This is a genomic window from Virgibacillus byunsanensis, assembly GCF_042675965.1.
GTDB classification, from domain to species: Bacteria; Bacillota; Bacilli; order Bacillales; family Amphibacillaceae; genus Virgibacillus_R; species Virgibacillus_R byunsanensis.
Window position 1 is genome coordinate 449,659 of sequence record NZ_JBHTKJ010000007.1, and the last position, 21,063, is coordinate 470,721.

Here is a 21,063-nt window from a genome sequence, read left to right on the forward strand (position 1 = left end):
TCTACTAAAAATAAAAGGGAGATGATTACATGAACACTACAGAAGTTGAGTTAAAACCAAAAGTAAAAGCATTTTTAGAAGGAGAAAAAGGGTTATATATTAACGGGGATTATGTTCTGGCAAGTAGCAAAAAGACATTTAACGTTTATAACCCTGCTACAGAAGAAGAGATTGCAAAAGTAAGTGAAGCACAAGCAGAAGACATTGATACTGCAGTTGCAGCTGCCAAAAAGGCATTTGAAGAAGGCGAATGGACGAAAATGGAAGCAGCTGAACGCTCCCATCTTATTTATAAATTTGCGGACCTATTGGATGAGAACCGGGAAGAACTTGCACAGCTAGAAGCTTTAGACAATGGAAAGCCGTATGAGGTTGCACTTGAGGATGATGTAGACGGAACCGTTCAACATTTCCGTTATTACGCTGGATGGGCAACAAAGATTACAGGCCAGACGGTTAATGTATCACCAGATTATTTTAACTACATTGTTCATGAGCCTGTAGGTGTTGTCGGACAAGTCATACCATGGAACTTCCCGCTTGCCATGGCAGGTTGGAAACTTGGTTCAGCACTAGCAGTTGGGTGTACAGTAGTTATCAAGCCTGCAAGTGAAACACCTTTATCCCTTCTATATGCAGCAAAACTGTTTAAGGAAGCTGGATTTCCCGATGGCGTTGTCAACGTTGTTCCTGGTTCAGGAAGTGTTGCCGGTGAAGCGATTATGACCCATGAGGATGTTGCAAAAGTTGCCTTTACAGGTTCAACGGCTGTAGGGAAAAAAGTGATGAAAAAAGCTGCAGATCAAATTAAAGGGATTACATTGGAGCTAGGTGGAAAATCACCAGCCATTATCTTGGAGGATGCAAACATAGAAGAAGCAATCCAAGGCGCATTTGACGGTACGATGTATAATCACGGGCAAAACTGTAGTGCATGCACACGAGTTTTTGTACACCGGAAGCATTATGACCATGTTGTAGAAGTATTGGCTGAACGCGCAAATGCAACGAAACTAGGCCCAGGCATGGACCCGGAAACGGAAATGGGACCACTTGTTTCTGCTAAGCAGCAAAAGACAGTTCTCGATTACATTGAAAAAGGAAAAGCAGAGGGAGCACGCTTAGTTGCAGGCGGAAAAAAAGTATTCGACAAAGGTTATTTCGTGCAGCCAACTATATTTGCTGATGTTGAAGACGATATGACAATCGCACGCGAGGAAATTTTTGGTCCAGTCATGTCTGTCTTCGTCTTTGATACGGTAGAAGAAGTAATTAAACGAGCAAATGATAGCGAATATGGTCTGGCAGCCAGTGTATGGACGGAGAATATTCGAAAAGGACACTATATTGCAGGTAAACTGCAAGCTGGTACTGTTTGGGTTAATGATTTCGGCCTGGAGCTTGAAACGATGCCATTTGGTGGTTATAAGCAATCTGGAATTGGTCGAGAAATGGGTGGCGAATACGGTTTGGCCAACTACACCGAAGTGAAAAGTGTCTTAGTGAAAATTAAATAACATTTTATGGCTGTCCTTTCATAAGGACAGCCGTATTTTTTTAATAGATAGGAAAACTTTCTTATCTACATAAGTGAAACTAAGGCTTTTGCCATTAAGGATTGCACTCCAGAGCATAAGGGAATCTAAGAAAGCAAAGTACACTTACTAAGAATCCCTTTAACGATAAGCCAAGGTTTCTAATATGTAAAGAAACTATATAACTTGAAAGTTATGTATATTTATCTATAGAATTAGCCACGTCCAGCTCCGACGTACAGGGCGCACTAGTGGTTTTTTGAGTATAGAGAATCCAGAAAGTTATCACAATTATTTAATATTTCATAGATGATTTGGTAAAATCGTATTATAATAGAATGTAAGGGCATTTGGCAGTAAGTTTCATAGGGGGAACTAGTATGGAAATGCAACTACAGCAAAGGCAGAATCTGAATATTGTAATGACGGCAGACTTGAGACAGGCTATATCATTACTTCAATATTCAACATATGAATTATATCAGTATATTTTACAGCAGTATGAGGGAAATCCATTGATTGAATTAGTAGAAAACGAAGAGACGATTTCCTATAAAGAAAGTTTTCCTATCCGTACTGGGACATCTAAGGGGCCACAACAATATGAAAATGATCCATTTGATTATATTGCCAATGAGGAAGCGTCCATGCATGAAAATTTACTTCAGCAAGTAAACTGGTTAGATATATCTGTATATGACCGTAATATCGTTCAATACCTCATTCTTAATTTGGATGAAAATGGATATTTGGATATAAATGAAGCGGAAATTGCTGCTGAACTCCAAATCGACGAATCCAGTGTTACTAAGGGGATTTCCTTGCTTCAACAATTGGAGCCGATTGGATTAGGGGCCAGAAATCTATCTGAATGCTTCCTTTTGCAACTTAAACACTTTTACCCAGAAGAAACGACTGCACAACTAATAATACGTAATCATCTAGATAATATCGCGGATAAAAAATGGGAAATTATTACAAAAGAAGAGAAAGTTACGTTAGCCGAAGTAAAAAGGGCATATGACATTATAAAAACACTCCATCCTAAACCTTGTACGCTATACTCAACTACTGCTACTGAATATTTAGTTCCCGATATTATTATAGAAAATAAAGCAGGTGGGTACGAAGTGTATTTAAATGATAAATTTTTGCCTGGTATCAACCTCAATACCCAATATTTTGGAATGACTACCAATAAAGATGAGACATATAAATATGTTCAGGATAAGTATAAAGAGTATCAATGGCTGCAGAATAGTTTAGAACAACGCAGAAATACAATTCTTAAAATCACACATTCACTTATGAAAAGGCAGTCGGATTTTTTTATCCAGGGATTTAGTGCACTTAGGCCACTTACATTAAAAGAGGTTGCTGATGAAATAAATATGCACGAGTCTACCGTGAGTAGAGCAACCATGAATAAAGTTATTCAGACTCCAATAGGATCCTTTAATCTACGCAAATTGTTTACAACAAAATTAAGTTCAACAAATGGAAATACAACATCCCAGACAAAAGTTAAAATCTTACTTGAAGAGCTAATTCAAAAGGAAGACAAGCGGAAGCCTATTTCGGATCAGAAAATTTCAGAAGAGTTAAAATTGGTGCAAAACATTGTGATATCACGCCGTACTGTTGCAAAATATCGAGAAGAATTAAAAATTCCACCTTCTAGAAAACGAAGAGAAATATAAATTCGCTTTTGTCCATCACATTTAGATTATTTGGATTTATTAGCCTGTAAAGGGATTGTTTAAAGAGACGTGGAAGCCTCCTGAAAAATTGTATGCAGACGGGCAAGTAGCGTGCCATTGGGGTAAGTAATTCTGCCATCCATCACCTGCAGGATCTATTGGCTGAATGTAATGTTAAATCTGTGATTAACCAGGTTGAACTTCAGAGTTTTGTACAAAGGAAAATATTCAACTCGAAGCGTGATCTCTATTTAAATGGGGTGCGTTTTAACAGGGTTAGTAGTGGAAAATAGCTTAGACTGTTGAACATTCGAATTTGAATCTATCATTTTAGATCCCGCAATACACTTTCTTGTTCAATGGAACGTAAAGCAAGTGTTTCCAGGTTTTTCTCCTGACGTTTATGATTATCACCTAATTCACTTAAACTCTCAGCATTGCGAACAATCTGCTCGAAATTCCTATCAATTTGTGAAGTATGCTTGTCCAGTTTTTCTTCTATTCGCATAAAGTGAGCGTTGATCCCAGCTGCCATAAGCGCGAGATCGTCTTTTGTTGCCATAAGCTTAAGTTCATCTTTAATGAGTGCGAAGTCATCTTTAGAAGCAGTATGCGCAAGGTCATCCTTTGTAGCCATGTTCAAAATGTCGTCTTTAGAAGCCATAAGCGCAAGGTCATCTTTCGTAGCCATGTTCGAAATATCATCTTTAGAAGCCATATTCTCAAGGTCATCTGTAGTGGCCATGTTCACTATGTCTTGTTTGGTTGCCATGGTACCTTTAATATCTTTAATTTCAGCTAGGATCTGTTGTAATTGTTCATGCATTATTTCTTCCTCCTTTCCGTTTTTATTATTTGATGAAACCTTTTCTTACTAAAAATATACCACCATCTCAGTTCTCGTGCAATTTCCAAAATAAGCTCACATTGTCTTATAAGTTGATTTCCAACGAGTAAAAACATACTAAGATTAATTTTTTACAGTAGTTATTTAAGATTTTCAAAATTATTATAGGAAGAAAGCCAAATTTAAATAATTCACTCACTAGAATATGTAGTATATGATAGAAAGCATAAATATTAATGAAGGAGGTAAGCATATGATCACGAGTTTACAAGATACAGTTACACTAAATAATGGTGTGAAAATGCCTGGATTTGGTTTGGGTGTTTATAAAGCTGAAGATGGAGAAGTAGTAATAGAGTCTGTTAAAGCAGCGATAAATAACGGCTACCGAAGTATTGATACTGCTTCTCTTTATAAGAATGAAGCAGGAGTTGGACAGGGCATTAAGGAGTCTGATGTACCAAGAGAGAAAATCTTTGTCACTTCAAAAGTATGGAATGATGAACAAGGTTACGATAGCACTCTACAAGCATTTGAAACGAGCCTTAAGAAGCTAGATTTAGATTATTTGGATCTTTATTTAATTCATTGGCCTGTAAAGGGGTTGTTTAAGGAAACGTGGAAAGCCCTTGAGAAATTGTATGCAGACGGGAAAGTGCGTGCGATTGGGGTAAGTAATTTTAATATCCATCACCTGCAGGATCTTTTGGCTGATTGTAATGTTAAACCTGTGATTAACCAAGTTGAATATCACCCTCATCTGACACAAGTTGACCTTCAGGAGTTTTGTACAAAGGAAAATATTCAACTCGAAGCGTGGTCTCCATTAAAAAGAGGTGCGCTATTACATGAACCCATTATTGTTGAAATTGCTGAAAAGCATCAAAAATCTACAGCACAGGTGATCTTAAGATGGGATTTACAAAATGGTGTGATAACCATTCCGAAATCTACCAAGGAACATCGAATTAAAGAAAATGCTGACATATTTAATTTTACGTTAACAAAATCGGATATGGATAATATCAACAGCTTAAATTGTGATGACCGAAGCGGTCCAGACCCCGATAAGTTTTAATCATTAAATAAATATATTGTAAACAAAATACTAGGGTCCAACAGTCACAGAGATAATGTGAATTGGATCTAGTATTTTTTAGTAGATAAGAAAGTAAAAAATTTTATTATCTACATAAGTGCAACTAAGGCTTAGCGATAAGCCAAGTTTTCTAAAATTATATAAAATCTCCTATTGTAAAACGCTTACATCTATTTTATACTATTACTAAATCGGTTTACTAAATCGATTTAGTAAATGATTAATACATAGGAGACAAATTATGAAAGCAGTTACAATTTCAGACGTGGCAAAGCATGCAGGAACTTCCAAAAGTACGGTATCTCAATTTTTGAACGAACGCTTTGATTATATGAGAGAAGATACAAAAAAGCGAATTGAGGTTGCAATTGAGGAGTTAGGTTATAGCCCTAATATTGTTGCAAGAAGTTTAAAAATGAAATCGACGAAGACAATCGGCGTAATCGTTGCAAATATTTTACACGTATTTTCAACACAGGTTATTCGATCTATTGAGGATTTCTGTAATGAATCAAATTTTCACGTAATTGTTTGTAATGCTGATGATGATCCTGTTAAAGAAAAGCGCTATATCGACATGCTACGTGCGAAACAGGTAGATGGAATTATTGCCTTTCCTACTGGCGGTAATGTTGACTTATACAAACGACTGGTTAGTGAAAAATACCCAATCGTATTTATGGATAGAATGATTCCTGAGTTACCCATTAACACCGTATTATTGGACAATGAAAAGGCTTCTAAGCTAGCTGTTGATGCGTTTTTACAAAAAGGACATGACCAAATTGGAATGATCAGCCCATCTTTAGGTAAATGCATTACGCCTAGGATGGAAAGGATTAATGGCTATAAAAACGCTTTACTGGATCATCAAATTCCTTTTAAACAAGAATATCTCGTTAGCGCAGAGATTCCGCACATTCAATCGGTTTTAGAAACTATGCTGGGTTCACCAAACCGACCACAAGCCCTACTTGCATTGAATGATAGAGTACTGTTTGAAATTCTAAAGTATACGAAAGAACATCAAATTAGAATTCCAGAAGATTTAGCTGTTATAGGAATTGATGATGTTTCATTTGCTAACTTTTATAGTCCTGCCCTAACAACTGTTGCCCAACCTGCATTTGAAATGGGTAAAAAAGCAGCTGAATTATTATTAACTAGAATATCAAATAAAGAATCGGAAGTTGAGGCAGAAATTTTTCGGTTTGAACCTCAATTAATCAAGAGATCTTCTTGTTAAAGATATTTATTTCATAAATGTATGAAAATAGTGGAACTAATATGGTTAGAGGTGGACAAAATAATGAAAAAAATAACGGATGTCATTGCTAATGAAGTAAGTGAAGTATTGCGCCACGTAAATCCTAGTGAAACAGAAGAATTGGCTGACTCGCTGCAAAAGGCTAATCGAATATTTGTTGCAGGGACTGGCCGTTCAGGGTTAATTGGGAAAACGTTTGCCATGCGCTTGATGCATAGTGGTTATCAAATTTATGTGGTTGGGGAAACGATAACGCCAAGTATTGAAAGTAATGATTTACTACTTATCATTTCGGGATCAGGATCTACTAGTTCCTTAAAAGAATACGCAACAAAGTCAAAAGATGTTGGTTTTAAAGTTGCTTTAGTAACCACAAATAAAAATTCTGCAATAGGTCAACTTAGTAACTGTATTGTTCAGATTCCGGCAGCAACTAAGAAACGTCTGGATCAAGAGCCGGACACCATTCAGCCACTAGGTAGTCAATTTGATCAATCTGCACATTTGTTATTAGATGCAGTCGTTGTTTACCTTTTGCAACAACAGGATGAGAAAAATAATGCAAAATTAAATCAAAAACATGCCAATTTAGAATAGGAGTGGAACAATGTCGCTTATGCAAACGATAGATGATCATAAAATTATAGCTGTCATTCGAAAGGCAGATGAAAATAACATTGTTTCGATTATTGATGCTTTATATAAAGGGGGTGTTAAAGCCGTTGAGATAACTGCAGAAACGCAACACGTAACAACGTTAATCGAGCTTGCAGTTAAGGAGTTTAAAGGAAAAGTTGCAATTGGTGCAGGAACTGTTTTAGATCCAGAAACCGCTAGAGCTGTCATTATGGCGAGAGCTGAATTTATCGTGTCACCTACACTGAATCCAGAAACAATTAAAGTAACAAATCGATATGGAATCCTAAATATATCAGGCGCTCTTACTCCGACAGAAATCTTAACTGCTTATGAACATGGAGCGAGTATGGTGAAGGTTTTCCCTGCAGATGCTTTTGGACCTAATTATATAAAAAATATTAAAGGACCACTTCCACACATTCCAGTAATGGTAACTGGTGGTATCACACTAGATAACATGAATGATTACATTTCAAAAGGTAGTAAGGCTGTAGGAATTGGAAGTAATCTGGTAAATGTTTCAAAACTTCAAACAAAGGCTGATTATGAGCGTTTGACGGTTGAGGCAACACGATTTGTGGACAAGTTAGCGAGCACATAAGTAATCCATATATTTTAAAACAAAAAAGGAGAGTTCAACATGAAAAAATTTACTTTTATATTACTATTAGTTGCTATGACAGTTATTGCTGGTTGTGGAGGTAACGGGGATGAAGGTGGTGCTGGTGAGGACAGTATTAAAATAATCGCTGCCCATAACCAAACATCTCCAGAAAACCCATATCAGGACGGGCTATTAAAATTTAAAGAAGTAGCGGAAGAGGAATCTGACGGTGCGATTGAAGTAGAAGTACATGCAGGAACAATTGGTACAGAAGAATCAGAACTTGTTGAAAAGCTACAAACTGGTGGCGCTGATGTAGTGCTTGTATCACCAGGATTTATGACTCAAACAGGTATTGATGAAGTGAATTTATTCGCTCTACCTTATCTATTTACTAGCTATGACCACTGGGAACAAACAGTTGATGGTGAAGTTGGGGAAGAAATGGCAACTATTATTAATGAAGAATCAAATAATGACTTTAGGATTGTTGGATACTGGTCAGCTGGCGTAAGACATTATTATGGTAAGCAACCACTTGAATCGATGGATGACTTAAATGGATTAACCATGAGGACGCAAACATCTGGTGTTGTGGCAAATTATTGGAAAGAAACTGGTGCAGTTCCAACTTCAGTAGCATGGGGTGAATTGTATCAAGCACTACAGCAAGATGTTGTAGATTCTGCTGAAAACGCTTATCCGTATTTTGTACAGCAAAATCATCACACCACGGATAATGGAAAATATATCACAGAAACTGGACATGATTACACAACTCGTTTCTTATTAGTGAACGGAAATGAATTTGACAATTATACAGAAGAACAACAGGAGATCCTATTGAATGCTGCTGAGGAATCTGTAAAGGCAGAAAGAGAAGCACTTTATAAGCAGGAAGATGAATATAAACAACAAGCGATCGATGATGGTGCAGAAGTTAATGAAATTGACAGACAACCATTTATCGACCTAGCGAAACCATTCCAGGACCAAGCAGCTGAGGATATGGGTGTTGAAGATTTACTAGAAAAAATTAGAGATAATCAATAGACAACAGTAAAAAATAACAACCACTAAAAGAGAAGGACACTTTGATGTGTCCTTTCCTTTAGTAGATAAGTGCAACTTAGGCTTGGCGATAAGCCAAGTTTTCAATGTTTTTTCTTTAGCAAATAAGAAAATATAAAACTTTCTTAGTTGCATAAATGCAACTAGGTCATTCGCCATAAAGGCTTGCACTCCAAAGCATAAGGGCTTCTAAGAAAGCAAAGTACGCTTACCAAGAATCCCTTTAACGAATGCCAAGTTTTCTAAGGAGGAGGGTAAACATGAATCGTTTTATTCGGATGCTTGAAAAAGTCCAATTAACAGTCGGTGTACTGTTTTTAACGATATTTTTTGTTGCAATCGTAATTCAAATTACTACAAGACATTTAGGAATATCTGTCATTTGGACAGAAGAGGTTGCGAATTATTCCTTTATTTGGGCGATTTTTATGGGGTCAGCGGTAGCGGTTAACCGTAGAGATCATTTTAACTTTGATTTTCTACAACGAAAATTAAAAAATAAAGCAAATACATCATTAAAAATATTTAACGATGTTATCCTAATCCTATTTAACGTAGCCATTTTCTATTTTGGTTTACAGGTTGTACAACGTTTTTGGGATTACAATTGGACTGCTTTACCAGAAATGAAGATGGGGTATGTTTGGATTTCGATTCCAATTATGGCTATAACGATGGTTATCTATTCATTAGCACATCTTATTCATAACATTAAGGCGCTAAAAGTAAAGGAGGTCAATGAATAATGGGATTTTTATTATTAGGTATATTTATTGTATTAATGTTTGTTGGGATTCCTATTGCTTTTGTAATTGGAATTGTTGCTTTGGTTGGTATTCTTGATATTCCTTACATTCCGGAAATATCCGTTCCAATGAAGATGCTTAATGGACTGAATTCCTTTGTACTATTAGCAGTTCCTTTATTCATTTTAGCTGCCAACTTAATGAACTCCGGAAAAATATCAACGAAATTAATTGATCTAGCACTAGCGATTGTCGGACCTATACGCGGTGGATTAGCACATGCAAATATATTAGTATCCATGATGTTTGCAGGGGTTTCCGGTGCTTCCCAAGCAGATACAGCTGGTGTTGGTAAAATCCTTATACCAAGCATGATTAAAAAAGGATATGATAAAGAAACAGCAGTAGGAGTAACCGCTGCATCTTCAACTGTCGGGGTTGTCATCCCGCCAAGTATCCCCATGATTATCTTCGCTGGTTTATCCAACGCTTCAGTTGGTGCGTTATTTCTTGGTGGAATTGTACCAGGAGTATTAATTGGAATCGGTATGATGGTTTTCATTTATATTTTAGCTGTTAAACGAGATTATCCTAAATCTGCGAAAGTAGAGTTTACGAAATTTCTAAAATTATTAGTTGAAACACTCCCGGCTCTGTTTACTATCTTCATCATTATTGGAGGGATCACGACTGGGTTCTTTACGGCAACAGAAGCAGCAGCGATAGCATCCTTGTACACGTTGTTAATAAGTATGTTTCTATATAAAACCATCAAAATAAAAGATTTGCCTAAAATCCTAGTTGATACACTTTCATTAAGCTCGCTATCACTTTTTGCATTAGCAGCAGCAAGTGCACTGGGTGAACTAATGAGTTATTACCAATTAGGCGTAATTGCTCAAGATTTCTTTACGAATAACGTAGGAACCAAAGGGTTATTTATTATCATCATTATTGCATTCTTCCTTTTTATAGGTACATTTATGGATGCAATTCCAGCCATGATATTATTTGTACCCGTTATTTTACCAACTGCCCTGCAGTTTGGTATCGATCCAGTTCACCTTGGCTTAGTAGTTGTTATGACATTGGCAGTAGGACTTACTACACCACCTTATGGGTTATGTTTATTACTTGCAGCCAAAATCGGAAACATGTCGATTGAAAGGTCCTTTGTAGCAGTACTACCGTATCTGGTTATTATTTTAGCAGTACTCGTGTTTATAGCATTCTTCCCGGATATTGCTTTTTATGTACCGAAGTTGATCAATCCGGCTCTATTTTGATGAGTGAAAAAGGGGGATTAACCCATGAACGAATTGGATAGAAATAAGAAAATCATTGGTGAAGAGGCAGCAAAGTATATTAAAAATGGTATGACAGTTGGCCTGGGATCTGGGTCAACTGTCTACTGGATGCTAAAAAAACTAGGCGAGCGTGTGGAAGAAGGATTGGATGTAAAGGGAATTCCAACTTCCAAAAAAACAGAGCGATTAGCGAAGGAGTTTCACATTCCTCTACTTGAATTTTCCGATATACAGCAGATTGATCTGGCTATTGATGGAGCCGATGAGGTTGATGAACACTTAAATCTTCTTAAAGGTGGTGGTGGTTCATTGGTCAGGGAGAAAATTGTTGACGCTGAAGCGAAACAGCTTATTATTATTGCCGATGAATCTAAACTAGTCCTTCACTTGGGTACTTTTTACCTACCAGTAGAAGTCGTACCGTTTGGCTGGGAAGTAACTGCTAGCCGTATTGCAAAGCTAGGTGGTTCTACAACATTAAGGGAAACAAACAATCATGTATTTGTATCAGACAATGGGAATTACATTTTGGACTGTGATTTTGGTCAAATTAAAGAACCTGCAACATTACACGAGAAGTTAAAATTATTAGTAGGAGTCGTGGAAACGGGATTATTTGTTGGGATGACGACCAATGTGATTAGTACTAAAAATGGCAAACTAATTAAATTAGCGTAGATCAAAGAATCGAAATTTACATGCACCATGATTTCAGCTAGGAGGAGTAAGAATGAACGATGTCATTACAATCGGAGAAGCGATGATCGCATTTAGTCCTGGTTCGACAGGTCCGATGAAGTTTGTAAATAGTTTTGAGAAAAAAATAGGAGGTGCAGAGCTCAATTTAGCAATTGGCTGTGCACGACTTGGACTTAAATCAGGTTATATAAGCAAGTTAGGTAATGATGAATTTGGTAAACATATTCAAACATTTGCTCGTGGTGAGGGGATTGACGTTTCCCAAGTTGATTTAGTTGATGGATATCCTACTTCATTGAACTTTAAAGAAATTATGGAAGATGGAAGTGTACGAACATTTTACTATCGTGACAAATCACCCACTTTAACGATGACACCAGTTGATTTGGATGAAGCATATTTTCAACAAGCTAAAGTGTTGCATATAACTGGGATTTTCCCTGCCATTGATTCAAAAAATATTGCAATTTATGATCGAGCCATTGAATTAGCGAAGAAACATGGATTAAAGATCTCTTTTGACCCTAATATTCGTTTGCGTATGTGGAGTAAAGAAAAAGCAAAAGAAGTATTATCTAAAATCCTGCCGCATGTTGATATACTGCTTGCTGGTGATGAAGAAATGGATATTATTATCGGAGAAAAAGATCCAAAAGTCATTATTGAAAAAGCGAAGGAGCTAGGCATCTCCTTTATAGCTGTTAAACAAGGTGATAAAGGGTCTGTTGGATATCATAACGGAGAAATTATCGAATCTCCACCAGTCAAACCTTCTAAAGTGGTTGATACAGTTGGCGCGGGAGATGGATATAATGCAGGTATCATCTATGGTATTTTAAAGGACTGGCCGTTGGAAAAGACATTGCACTTTGCTAATACGATTGGTTCGATGGTAGTTAGTGTTGTTGGTGATAATGAAGGATTGCCATATTATGAAGATGTGCAGGGGCGACTAGGTGAAATTGAACGAATCGAACGATAAAGAAGGAGTGTTAGCATGAACTTACAACTTGCTCTAGACCGGTTAACCAGAGAAGAATGTCTTCGAATTGTTGATGAAACAAAAGATGAAATTGATTTTATTGAAGTTGGTACAGGTGTTATAAAGGAATATGGAATGGCTATTGTTCGTGAGATGAGAGAACTTTATCCAGACAAAGCAATTGTAGCCGATATGAAGACGTGTGATGCTGGAGGCCATGAAGCAAAACAAGCATTTGAGGCGGGAACTGATATCGTTACGGTTATGGCTTTTTCATCCGATTTAACCATCAAAGATACGTTACAAGTTGCCCAGCAGTATGGGAAACAAGTTATGGTTGATTTATTGGAAGTTTCTTCAAGAGATAGAATGGAACAGCTAAAAAAAATAGATGTTCGTCTGGTTAGCCTACATGTTGGTAAGGATAAACAACAAGAAGGAAACTTTGATACAGAATTATTTTCCTTGGTAAAAGGTCTTGATTTTGAGGTTACCGTAGCAGGTGGCATTAATTTAGATACACTGCCTGATATTATTCAGGAAAAGCCGGATACTGTAATAGTTGGAAGTGCTATAACAAAGTCGGAAAATCCTAAAGAAGTAGCTAGTAAGATGAGAAAAATGATTAAGTCAAGCTAACTAAAGGAAGGGGAGATTCGAAATGAACTTAGGTACAATAGGAACAAATTGGATCACAAGTAAGTTTATAAAAGCTGCAAAGGAAACAGGTCTATTAACCCTTTCTGCTGTATACTCCCGAACAGAGAAAAAAGCGAACGAATTTGCAAGTACTCATGGAGTAGAAAATACGTTTACCAACTTAGAGGAGATGGCCAAAAGTAATTCTATCGATTGTATCTACATTGCGTCACCGAATTCTTTACACTTTGAGCAGGCACTAATGTTCTTAAAAAATCACAAACATGTGATCTGTGAGAAGCCTATATTTTCTAAAACTGTTGAATTGGAAAAAGCCTATCAGATAGCTGCGGATAATAATGTATATTTATTTGAAGCATTGCGAAACATCCATGTTCCAAATTTCACTTCATTAAAAGAAAACCTTGATCATATCGGAAAAATTCGTGGTTCCATATTACACCGCGTGCGATATTCATCACGCTATACGGACTACTTAAATGGAGAAAATCCGAATGTTTTCTCACCTGAATTTTCTGGGGGAGCACTTGTAGATTTAGGGATTTACCCACTTTCTTTGGCGGTGGCGTTGTTCGGAAAACCAGAAACAAGTACATATTTTCCAGTCTTATTAGATTCCGGGGTAGATGGCGGCGGAACACTTATATTAAACTATACGGACTTTACATGTACCGTTATTTGTTCCAAGATTACTACTTCCTATCTTGCTTCTGAGATCCACGGTGAGAAGGGGACTATAACGATCGATGATCCTGGAAGATTAACAAACTTGCAGTTAACAAATATCCACGACGGGAGTACCACGGCTATAAATGAGGATCAAGATGATAAAGACATGATCTATGAGATACAAAGCTTCGTTAACATAATCAAAACCAACGACCAACAAAGATACGAAGAACTAAAACAACTCAGTAAGGACGTACTAAGCATTACCGAATCAGCCAGAAAACAGTAGAAGAGGGGCCTGTTATTTTCCGGTTTTGAGCGGATTTTGTCGAAAATGTATAAAAAATCTCCTAATAATTGTTATTAGGAGATTTTAATGATGGCGTTAGATTTTTCTTTTTTCATTCGCTTCTTCTATAAATCTAATGATTGCTAATGTCTCTTCCTCAGGAATTGGATTATTACCTGTTTCAAAAAACGTAATGACTTGTTCTAGTAAAGAAGCATAGTAAGGTTTCTCATCTTTATAGATAGGCAGGTGAACTGTTTCATTTTCATAATGAAGGATTGCCTCGAAATTTCCATGCCAGTTATGGCTCCCGCGAATTATTCCGAATCGGCCATCAGCCCACTCTGTAGAAATCACATCATAATCATTGTTGCCCGAAACAGTTACCTGGTTATAATTTGGTCCCATAATGGTGAACAACAATTCAACCATATGTATACCATACCAAAAGTAATAAGGCATCTTTTCTATAAATGGAAGCGGTCCGGATAAATATGCGCCTTTAAGTTGTCCAGGTGAATCTGCTAGATGTTTTTGGAGTGAATCAGCGTAACGTAACGAAGAGGATGACATAATTGGTGAATGATACTTTTTGCTTAATGTAAGGATTTCCTTTGCATCCAGCTCCGATAGTGCCAAAGGTTTATCAATAAATATAGGTTTACTATAGGATGCAACTCTCTTAAACAGATCTAGGTGTTTTCTGCCATCTACTGAAGTAATCATGATAGCATCAGCTTTTTCTGCTACGTCATTAATAGATGGAGTGATTTCTACCCCATAATCATCCCGCAAAACAGCAGTATATTTATTCACCCTGTTTATACTCAAATCCAAATCTTCAGCAGCGTAAGGACAGCCTATAATGACTTTTGAATTTCTAAGTTGATATTTATTTTCATGGAGCAACTTTGTGAATATCTCTACATGGGAAGTATCTAAACCAATCATACCAATATTCAAACTCATTATTTTTCACCTCTTAATAACATTTTATATACTTGACGGGGACGTCCTTTCGATTGAAGTTTTTCAATGCCAACAATTTCTACAATGTTAGCATCTAACCATGATAAAAGAATGCGGTGGGCACTTCTTGTCGTTACACTTAACGATGCAGCTAATTCTTGTGCTGTAAATGTATCAATATTTTGCCGCTCAATGATTGATATGACCTTTCTTAAATAATAGGGGGATATAGACGTATCCTCTGATTGTTTCAATAGCTCTTTATTCGTAATGTTTAGTGGGTATGTCAGTGGTGGATTATTCTCAATCGGACCAATCACACTACGATCCTCTTTTACAATGAAACACTTTTCTCCTCCAAAATCGATAGACTGAGATAGTGCCATCCTTGCGTGAGTACCTGCTTCATTCGCGGATAATCCGAATCCAATACCAACTGAGATACTCAGTTTTTGCTGCTTTTTCATATCTGCGATGAGGGGGAAGTATTTGTACCCTTGCGTTACTCGTTCAAAGGTTCCTCTTGTGGTAACAAACATATACTCATTGCCATTTAATACTGTTAAATAGCCTTCTACAATTTCAACAAAATCTAAGATTGTCTTTTGAACATCTAAATAGAGACGTTGGATATGTTGCTCAGATGTTATCTGTCGCTTTAGCTGATCGAAGTTTTCGACCTGTACAATGCCAAAAACGATTTGTGATTCTAGTTTTTGTCGTTGCTCTGTTGATAAAAGTGCTCTCTCGAGGGTCACAATAATATCCTCTTCTGTTGGTAATATCCATTCGTTTGGTATTCCTTTTTGGGTTAATTGCTCTGACACAACCTTTAAACCAGTTAAGGCACAATCTGTTTTATTTTGATTATAGTTTGACACATGGAAGTTCACAATTTCATCGGTTTTAGCAAGAGACAGTCTGGAATCGTAATGTATGCTCTTAATGGATTCATCCAGTTCATTGTTTAAATGGTTAATCTCATGCAGGGACAATGTATCAATGGATATGGTAGTAAAGTTTGTAAGTTTTTTGTGAAGTTTGTAAAAAGCCCGGTACAAGGAAGCCCCTTTTATAGGAACAAAATGTGCTGGTAGGTTGATAGGGATATGCTCCTTGGATATGGAATAAGGTATGTATCCAGAGTAAAGCAGCACATCGCATTTTTCTTTTAATTCCTTTGTAAAATCAGAAGCGTCATATATGTTGTTCGATGTTTTATATATTGGATCGAAGTTTGGGAACATTTTCAGGGAGCGTTTGATTCGCTCATTAGTCCAGGTAGGTCCTATAATTCCGATTCTAATCATGTCTTAACAACTCCTTAATAGGAAAAGAGGAAACACTGTATGCGTAGTGTTTCCGTGTACTAACTATATTCTATCTATATTTAAAATTAAATCAATCTCGTCTCAGCCATTTGTTTAGGTTTTTTGTTATGAATTCGTCGTCATTCAGGTGAGGATATTCACAATAGACACGGTCGATTTCCTCTGATTGTCCAGGACTAAGTTTTTCCTTATCAAGTAGACACCAGTTACCTCTAAGTAATCCTTGTCGTGCTAAGACTTCATTGATGCCGGCAATACAGCCTTTGAAACTATTATGTGCATCAAAGAAAGCAGCATTGGCATCCGTAACTTGATGAGATAATGGGAAAAACGTTGAAACATCCCCATTTTCCAGACGTGTTTTTTTAATATGTTTGAACTGTTCTACTGCTTTTTCGGTCCAGACAGCCCAATGACCTAACAGTCCACCGACTATATTTTTCCTGATGGTTTTGCCCTCGACTTGTATTTCATAGGTAGTTAATAAATCTATAACAATATTATCATCATTACCAGTATAAAGAGCGATCTTATCTCCTCTATTGGAGTGACACACTGCTCTAATAACATCCAGCGTTTTATAGCGGTCAAACGGTGCCATTTTTATCGCATGCACATTTTCAATGTCAGCAAAACTTCTCCAAAAATCAAAGCTTAACGTTCTTCCACCAACAGCAGGCTGAAGATAAAAACCGAAGATTGGTATTACTTCAGCAACTTGCTTGGCATGATTCAGCAACTCTTCTTCTGATAAATGATTAAGTCCTCCGAAGCTTAAAAGTCCTAAATCATATCCTAAATTCGATGCAATCTGTGCTTCACGTACGGCTTGGTCAGTAGAACCACAGATACCTGCAATTTTAATGAAAGGACGGTCTAAGTTACGTTTGTTTACTTCTTCAGTAGCCAGTTGTAAAACTTTTTCGAAAAGCTGAAACTCTTTGTCTCTAATTTCAAATTGTGTGGTATGAACACCAACCGCTATACCGCCTGCACCCGCATCCATATAATAATTGGTTAAAGCTCGTTGTCTATTTTCATCTAGCTTTTTGTCTTCTGTAAGTGCAAGTGGGTGAGCTGGTATAACAGTTCCTTCAAAAAGCAGATTTTTAATAGCTTGTTGTAACATTTAAAACGCCCCTTGTCTTTCTTGGAAGTGTGTTGGCTTTTCCATAATTTCTCCACCATGTTGGAGCCACTTTGCAGTCCATTCAATCATTTGTTGTAACGGTATACTCGGGTAACCGAATAATTTATGTGCTTTCCCGGAATTATTGAGTAGGGCATTTGGTGCCTCCTCATTTTTAAACGAAACCTTTTTATTGAGATGTCTACCAAATTCTTCCGCCAACCAGCGAACAGAAGCTGTTTCTGGACCTGTAATATTTAATATTGCTGGGTCAGTACTGCAGTGAAGTAATGACCGAAGCGCAAATTCATTCGCATCACCTTGCCATATAACATTAACATGTCCTGTTCTCAGATCTACTGGTTTTTCCTCATAGACCTGTTTTGCAACTTCCAACAGCACGCCATATCGCATGTCTATTGCATAATTTAATCTATACAACAGAATAGGTGTATTATTTTTCTTAGCGAAATGTGTAAAAACTCGTTCTCTTCCTAAGCAAGATTGAGCATATTCACCAATCGGGTTTGTTGGCGTATGTTCTGTACAGCCACCTTTTGTGATGTCGACAAAGGGATAAATATTTCCTGATGAAAATACGACAATATTAGAGTTTGAAAACTTCTCAGCAACTCTACCTGGCAAGTACGTATTCATGCCCCAGGTTACATGTTCGTTTCCCATTGTTCCAAACTTTTTCCCAGCCATAAAGATAATGTTTTTTACATCTGGTAATGCCTGTAATTCTTTATCATTTAACAAATCAGCAGTAATTGTTTTAATACCGAATGATTCTAGTTCCTTTTGTAAGGGACCTGAAGAGAATCTGGAAACTCCAATTACCTTCTTTTCTAAAGCTGCTTCATCAATTGCCCGTTTCGTTAATTTGGCCAATGATGGCCCCATTTTCCCGCCTACCCCAAGAATCATAATGTCACCAGAAATTTGTTTTAAATCATTTATTAAACGGGGTGAAGGTTTTGTCATTATTTCATCTAATTCTTCTATTGTTTGCATGTAATCACCTCATTAAGTTTATAAAAAGATATTTTTTACATTATTAAATGCTAGTAGTAGCAATACTATTAAACCGGCAATAGCAATCATATTTTTGAACCATGTATTTTTTAGATCGCCCATGATTTCTTTGTCGTTTGCTACAACTAGTAAAGCTATAGCAATAAAAGGTACAGCAACGATCGTGATTGCTTGTGCAAATATAATCAAGTTAAGTGGAGCACCGCCAAATATGATGGCAATGATAGAGCCAAATAACATAACCGTGATAATTGCCAGCTTAACTTTCTTGTCTTTTAATTTACTTCCAAAACCAACACTATCTGAAATCATTGCTCCACCAATGGTTGCGTTCCCCATTAGGGATGAAAATGCTGCTCCAAAAAGTCCAAACATAAATAGTGTTGTTGCCCAAGTTCCATATAATGGTTCTAACGCTAAGCCCATATCGGCTACGGAATCAATCTGAATACCTGCTGGTTTAAGTACGGCAGCTGCTGCAATCATAACTAAAAGAGATATTAAACCGAGTAAAAAGATACCTAAATAGGATTCTTTCATACCTTCTTTTGCAGTGTCTCTAGTCCAACCCTTTTCTTGAACAAGGTATGATTGATAACTTGCCCCCACGATGGAAAAACAAGTAGCGGTTAGTGCAATGATTAAACCTAACGATCCTGTAGGTATTGATGGGACAAGGCCACTGGCTATTGATCCAATAGATGGCTTTGCAAGGAATACAGTTATGAGAAAAGATATTAACATGAGAGCTACTAGACCTATCATTAATTTTTCCAAAATACTATAAAAGTCTTTCGAAAATAATAGTAGAGCACCAGCAATAGTAAATGCCACAACCCAAAATTCCGGATTCAGACCTACAATAGCTGAAGCAGCAACACCAATACCAATCGAGTTTCCGGCTTGGAATGATGCTGTTACCAAGAATGCACCAATACCAATGAGAAGTGCCCCCCACTTACCCCATTTTTGTTTTATGATTTGGATAAAACTAATTTTCGAGGCTAAACCAATTCGTGTACTCATTTCTGTGTAAATCATCATGAAAATTACAGTTACAACTAAAATCCATACTAGCTGATTTCCAAAAACTGCACCAATGGTAGATGAGAGCGTTAAACTACCAGGTCCTAATACTAACGCAGAGGTGATAAGAGCTGGGCCTAAGAATTTAAAAATATTCTTTTTGCTACCACCTTTGTTACCGCTTTCAATATTAGGTGAATGATCTTTAGCTTGTTGCGATTGCATGAAATCCCTCCTGAATATTTATTTAGAATATTGATTAAATTCATTATATTGAATTCTGGATTTAAAGAAAACGTCTTAATTATGTCTTTAAATAAAAAATGCCTTTTACATGAAGGAGATGATAAATCAGGCTATAATGTAAGTAATATACGATAACAAGGAGGCAAAAACAATGAATCTTGGTCTAAAAGGAAAATCTGTATTGGTACTTGCATCCAGTAAAGGATTAGGAAAGGCTACGGCCTATCAGTTTGCTGCAGAAGGAGCCAATGTCTTTATATCAAGCCGAAATAAAGAAACGCTGGAGAAAGTTAAAAAGGACATCCAGGAGGGTACTGGGAATAAAAATGTTGAATACGCTGTTTGTGATATTACGAACCCTGATTCTATCAAACAAATGATTAGTACAATAGTTGAAACAAATGGAACCATTGATGTTTTGATAAATAATGCAGGAGGACCACCAGCTGGTTCATTTGAGGATTTCGATGACGTGGCATGGCAACAAGCATTTGAACTCAATCTACTTAGCTTTATTAGAACCATTCGGGAAGTGATACCATACATGAAGAAACAAGGGAGTGGACATATTGTAAATATCGCCTCCTCTTCAATAAAACAGCCAATTGATCATTTAATTTTGTCCAATACGTTTAGAACTGGTATTGTTGGGCTTGCCAAGAGTCTATCACAAGAACTTGCAGCAGATAATATTTTGATTAACACGATTGGACCTGGAAAGATTTCCACAGACCGTATCTTGCAGCTTAATTCTAAACGAGCAGATGAGCTTAATGCTAGTATGGAAAAGGTAAAATCAGATGCAGAGAAACAGATTCCAATCGGTAGATATGGTACACCAGAAGAGTTCGCAAAGACAGTTGTGTTTCTATGTTCGGGAGCTAATACGTATATAACCGGCCAGTCTCTATTGGTCGATGGTGGGATGGTTAAAGCGTTGTGATTTGTTTGGCTCCGAACCGGGCAAGCGGTTAACATTATTTTAGAGTAAGACTGCTATTAAAAAGGAATCAGAGATCTCTGGTTTCTTTTTTTAAAGGTAAGGAAAGTATAAAATTTTGGTACTATAAAGTTTCTTGTCAGCAAGAGCCATGTCTAGCTCCAGCGCCCAGCCACTCGCGACATAAGCAATCCGTCTTGCGAAAGGAAAAACCACCTTTCTCCAGCCGTTTTGCTTATGCGGTCGTGTCTTTCAGGGCGCTTGCGCTTT

The 21,063-nt window shown here is 37.0% G+C and carries 20 protein-coding genes; 14 read left to right on the forward strand and 6 right to left on the reverse strand.

Annotated features, from left to right (window positions below):
* Positions 1 to 29: 29 nt before the first annotated feature.
* The gene (locus ACFQ3N_RS03765; protein WP_390359659.1) at positions 30 to 1,517 is read left to right on the forward strand and encodes an aldehyde dehydrogenase family protein; all 1,488 of its coding nucleotides are present in this window, start codon (positions 30 to 32) and stop codon (positions 1,515 to 1,517) included.
* A 398-nt stretch (positions 1,518 to 1,915) separates the two neighbouring features.
* The gene (gene rpoN, locus ACFQ3N_RS03770) at positions 1,916 to 3,235 is read left to right on the forward strand and encodes an RNA polymerase factor sigma-54 (RefSeq protein WP_390359661.1); all 1,320 of its coding nucleotides are present in this window, start codon (positions 1,916 to 1,918) and stop codon (positions 3,233 to 3,235) included.
* 325 nt (positions 3,236 to 3,560) lie between these two features.
* On the opposite strand, the gene ACFQ3N_RS03775 is transcribed toward rpoN, so the two are convergent.
* Complete coding sequence (locus ACFQ3N_RS03775; protein WP_390359663.1) at positions 3,561 to 4,061, reverse strand: hypothetical protein; 501 nt, start codon at positions 4,059 to 4,061, stop codon at positions 3,561 to 3,563.
* A 274-nt stretch (positions 4,062 to 4,335) separates the two neighbouring features.
* Here ACFQ3N_RS03775 and ACFQ3N_RS03780 point away from each other — a divergent pair, with 274 nt between their 5' ends.
* From ACFQ3N_RS03780 to ACFQ3N_RS03830, 11 genes are all read left to right on the forward strand, one after another.
* Positions 4,336 to 5,160 carry an aldo/keto reductase gene (locus ACFQ3N_RS03780; RefSeq protein WP_390359665.1) on the forward strand — a complete coding sequence of 275 codons (825 nt, stop codon included), beginning with the start codon at positions 4,336 to 4,338 and terminating at the stop codon, positions 5,158 to 5,160.
* Between the two features lie 262 nt (positions 5,161 to 5,422).
* Positions 5,423 to 6,427, forward strand: coding sequence for a LacI family DNA-binding transcriptional regulator (locus ACFQ3N_RS03785; RefSeq protein ID WP_390359667.1), 1,005 nt, complete (start codon positions 5,423 to 5,425; stop codon positions 6,425 to 6,427).
* 63 nt (positions 6,428 to 6,490) lie between these two features.
* The gene (hxlB, locus tag ACFQ3N_RS03790) at positions 6,491 to 7,045 is read left to right on the forward strand and encodes a 6-phospho-3-hexuloisomerase (RefSeq protein ID WP_390359669.1); all 555 of its coding nucleotides are present in this window, start codon (positions 6,491 to 6,493) and stop codon (positions 7,043 to 7,045) included.
* Positions 7,046 to 7,055: 10 nt separating this feature from the next.
* The gene (locus ACFQ3N_RS03795; protein WP_390359671.1) at positions 7,056 to 7,688 is read left to right on the forward strand and encodes a bifunctional 4-hydroxy-2-oxoglutarate aldolase/2-dehydro-3-deoxy-phosphogluconate aldolase; all 633 of its coding nucleotides are present in this window, start codon (positions 7,056 to 7,058) and stop codon (positions 7,686 to 7,688) included.
* A gap of 39 nt (positions 7,689 to 7,727) precedes the next feature.
* Entirely contained in the window at positions 7,728 to 8,744 is a 1,017-nt protein-coding gene (locus ACFQ3N_RS03800; RefSeq protein WP_390359673.1) for a TRAP transporter substrate-binding protein, read from the forward strand.
* A gap of 278 nt (positions 8,745 to 9,022) precedes the next feature.
* Positions 9,023 to 9,508 (forward strand): TRAP transporter small permease, encoded by a 486-nt coding sequence (locus tag ACFQ3N_RS03805; RefSeq protein ID WP_390359675.1) that lies wholly within the window; start codon positions 9,023 to 9,025, stop codon positions 9,506 to 9,508.
* Positions 9,508 to 10,794: a TRAP transporter large permease gene (locus tag ACFQ3N_RS03810; RefSeq protein WP_390359677.1), complete on the forward strand. Its 1,287-nt coding sequence runs from the start codon at positions 9,508 to 9,510 to the stop codon at positions 10,792 to 10,794. Before ACFQ3N_RS03805 ends, ACFQ3N_RS03810 begins: the two co-directional genes overlap by 1 nt.
* A 24-nt stretch (positions 10,795 to 10,818) precedes the next feature.
* Positions 10,819 to 11,493 (forward strand): ribose-5-phosphate isomerase RpiA, encoded by a 675-nt coding sequence (gene rpiA, locus ACFQ3N_RS03815; protein WP_390359679.1) that lies wholly within the window; start codon positions 10,819 to 10,821, stop codon positions 11,491 to 11,493.
* 52 nt (positions 11,494 to 11,545) lie between these two features.
* A complete protein-coding gene (locus tag ACFQ3N_RS03820; protein ID WP_390359680.1) occupies positions 11,546 to 12,496 on the forward strand; it encodes a sugar kinase in 951 nt (316 codons plus the stop codon).
* Positions 12,497 to 12,511: 15 nt separating this feature from the next.
* Positions 12,512 to 13,135: a 3-hexulose-6-phosphate synthase gene (gene hxlA / locus ACFQ3N_RS03825; RefSeq protein WP_390359682.1), complete on the forward strand. Its 624-nt coding sequence runs from the start codon at positions 12,512 to 12,514 to the stop codon at positions 13,133 to 13,135.
* Between the two features lie 22 nt (positions 13,136 to 13,157).
* Positions 13,158 to 14,114: a Gfo/Idh/MocA family protein gene (locus ACFQ3N_RS03830; protein ID WP_390359684.1), complete on the forward strand. Its 957-nt coding sequence runs from the start codon at positions 13,158 to 13,160 to the stop codon at positions 14,112 to 14,114.
* A 96-nt stretch (positions 14,115 to 14,210) separates the two neighbouring features.
* Here ACFQ3N_RS03830 and ACFQ3N_RS03835 read toward each other — a convergent pair whose 3' ends face one another.
* The 5 genes from ACFQ3N_RS03835 to ACFQ3N_RS03855 form a co-directional block, all read right to left on the reverse strand.
* Positions 14,211 to 15,083 (reverse strand): Gfo/Idh/MocA family oxidoreductase, encoded by an 873-nt coding sequence (locus ACFQ3N_RS03835; protein ID WP_390359686.1) that lies wholly within the window; start codon positions 15,081 to 15,083, stop codon positions 14,211 to 14,213.
* Positions 15,083 to 16,393, reverse strand: a complete 1,311-nt coding sequence (locus ACFQ3N_RS03840) for a hypothetical protein (protein ID WP_390359688.1) — start codon at positions 16,391 to 16,393, stop codon at positions 15,083 to 15,085. The genes ACFQ3N_RS03835 and ACFQ3N_RS03840 overlap by 1 nt, the downstream gene beginning before the upstream one ends.
* Positions 16,394 to 16,484: 91 nt before the next feature.
* A complete protein-coding gene (locus tag ACFQ3N_RS03845) occupies positions 16,485 to 17,543 on the reverse strand; it encodes a dihydrodipicolinate synthase family protein (protein ID WP_390359690.1) in 1,059 nt (352 codons plus the stop codon).
* Complete coding sequence (locus ACFQ3N_RS03850; RefSeq protein ID WP_390359692.1) at positions 17,544 to 18,560, reverse strand: NAD-dependent epimerase/dehydratase family protein; 1,017 nt, start codon at positions 18,558 to 18,560, stop codon at positions 17,544 to 17,546.
* A gap of 18 nt (positions 18,561 to 18,578) precedes the next feature.
* Complete coding sequence (locus tag ACFQ3N_RS03855; RefSeq protein ID WP_390359694.1) at positions 18,579 to 19,832, reverse strand: Nramp family divalent metal transporter; 1,254 nt, start codon at positions 19,830 to 19,832, stop codon at positions 18,579 to 18,581.
* A gap of 172 nt (positions 19,833 to 20,004) precedes the next feature.
* Here ACFQ3N_RS03855 and ACFQ3N_RS03860 point away from each other — a divergent pair, with 172 nt between their 5' ends.
* Positions 20,005 to 20,796 carry an SDR family oxidoreductase gene (locus tag ACFQ3N_RS03860; protein WP_390359696.1) on the forward strand — a complete coding sequence of 264 codons (792 nt, stop codon included), beginning with the start codon at positions 20,005 to 20,007 and terminating at the stop codon, positions 20,794 to 20,796.
* Positions 20,797 to 21,063: the final 267 nt, after the last annotated feature.

Bases quoted from the DNA above. Each gene is read 5' to 3' on its own strand.
- ACFQ3N_RS03765 (WP_390359659.1), top strand. From the start codon at position 30: ATGAACACTACAGAAGTTGAGTTAAAACCAAAAGTAAAAGCATTTTTA.
- rpoN (WP_390359661.1), top strand. From the start codon at position 1,916: ATGGAAATGCAACTACAGCAAAGGCAGAATCTGAATATTGTAATGACG.
- ACFQ3N_RS03775 (WP_390359663.1), bottom strand. From the start codon at position 4,061: ATGCATGAACAATTACAACAGATCCTAGCTGAAATTAAAGATATTAAA.
- ACFQ3N_RS03780 (WP_390359665.1), top strand. From the start codon at position 4,336: ATGATCACGAGTTTACAAGATACAGTTACACTAAATAATGGTGTGAAA.
- ACFQ3N_RS03785 (WP_390359667.1), top strand. From the start codon at position 5,423: ATGAAAGCAGTTACAATTTCAGACGTGGCAAAGCATGCAGGAACTTCC.
- hxlB (WP_390359669.1), top strand. From the start codon at position 6,491: ATGAAAAAAATAACGGATGTCATTGCTAATGAAGTAAGTGAAGTATTG.
- ACFQ3N_RS03795 (WP_390359671.1), top strand. From the start codon at position 7,056: ATGTCGCTTATGCAAACGATAGATGATCATAAAATTATAGCTGTCATT.
- ACFQ3N_RS03800 (WP_390359673.1), top strand. From the start codon at position 7,728: ATGAAAAAATTTACTTTTATATTACTATTAGTTGCTATGACAGTTATT.
- ACFQ3N_RS03805 (WP_390359675.1), top strand. From the start codon at position 9,023: ATGAATCGTTTTATTCGGATGCTTGAAAAAGTCCAATTAACAGTCGGT.
- ACFQ3N_RS03810 (WP_390359677.1), top strand. From the start codon at position 9,508: ATGGGATTTTTATTATTAGGTATATTTATTGTATTAATGTTTGTTGGG.
- rpiA (WP_390359679.1), top strand. From the start codon at position 10,819: ATGAACGAATTGGATAGAAATAAGAAAATCATTGGTGAAGAGGCAGCA.
- ACFQ3N_RS03820 (WP_390359680.1), top strand. From the start codon at position 11,546: ATGAACGATGTCATTACAATCGGAGAAGCGATGATCGCATTTAGTCCT.
- hxlA (WP_390359682.1), top strand. From the start codon at position 12,512: ATGAACTTACAACTTGCTCTAGACCGGTTAACCAGAGAAGAATGTCTT.
- ACFQ3N_RS03830 (WP_390359684.1), top strand. From the start codon at position 13,158: ATGAACTTAGGTACAATAGGAACAAATTGGATCACAAGTAAGTTTATA.
- ACFQ3N_RS03835 (WP_390359686.1), bottom strand. From the start codon at position 15,083: ATGAGTTTGAATATTGGTATGATTGGTTTAGATACTTCCCATGTAGAG.
- ACFQ3N_RS03840 (WP_390359688.1), bottom strand. From the start codon at position 16,393: ATGATTAGAATCGGAATTATAGGACCTACCTGGACTAATGAGCGAATC.
- ACFQ3N_RS03845 (WP_390359690.1), bottom strand. From the start codon at position 17,543: ATGTTACAACAAGCTATTAAAAATCTGCTTTTTGAAGGAACTGTTATA.
- ACFQ3N_RS03850 (WP_390359692.1), bottom strand. From the start codon at position 18,560: ATGCAAACAATAGAAGAATTAGATGAAATAATGACAAAACCTTCACCC.
- ACFQ3N_RS03855 (WP_390359694.1), bottom strand. From the start codon at position 19,832: ATGCAATCGCAACAAGCTAAAGATCATTCACCTAATATTGAAAGCGGT.
- ACFQ3N_RS03860 (WP_390359696.1), top strand. From the start codon at position 20,005: ATGAATCTTGGTCTAAAAGGAAAATCTGTATTGGTACTTGCATCCAGT.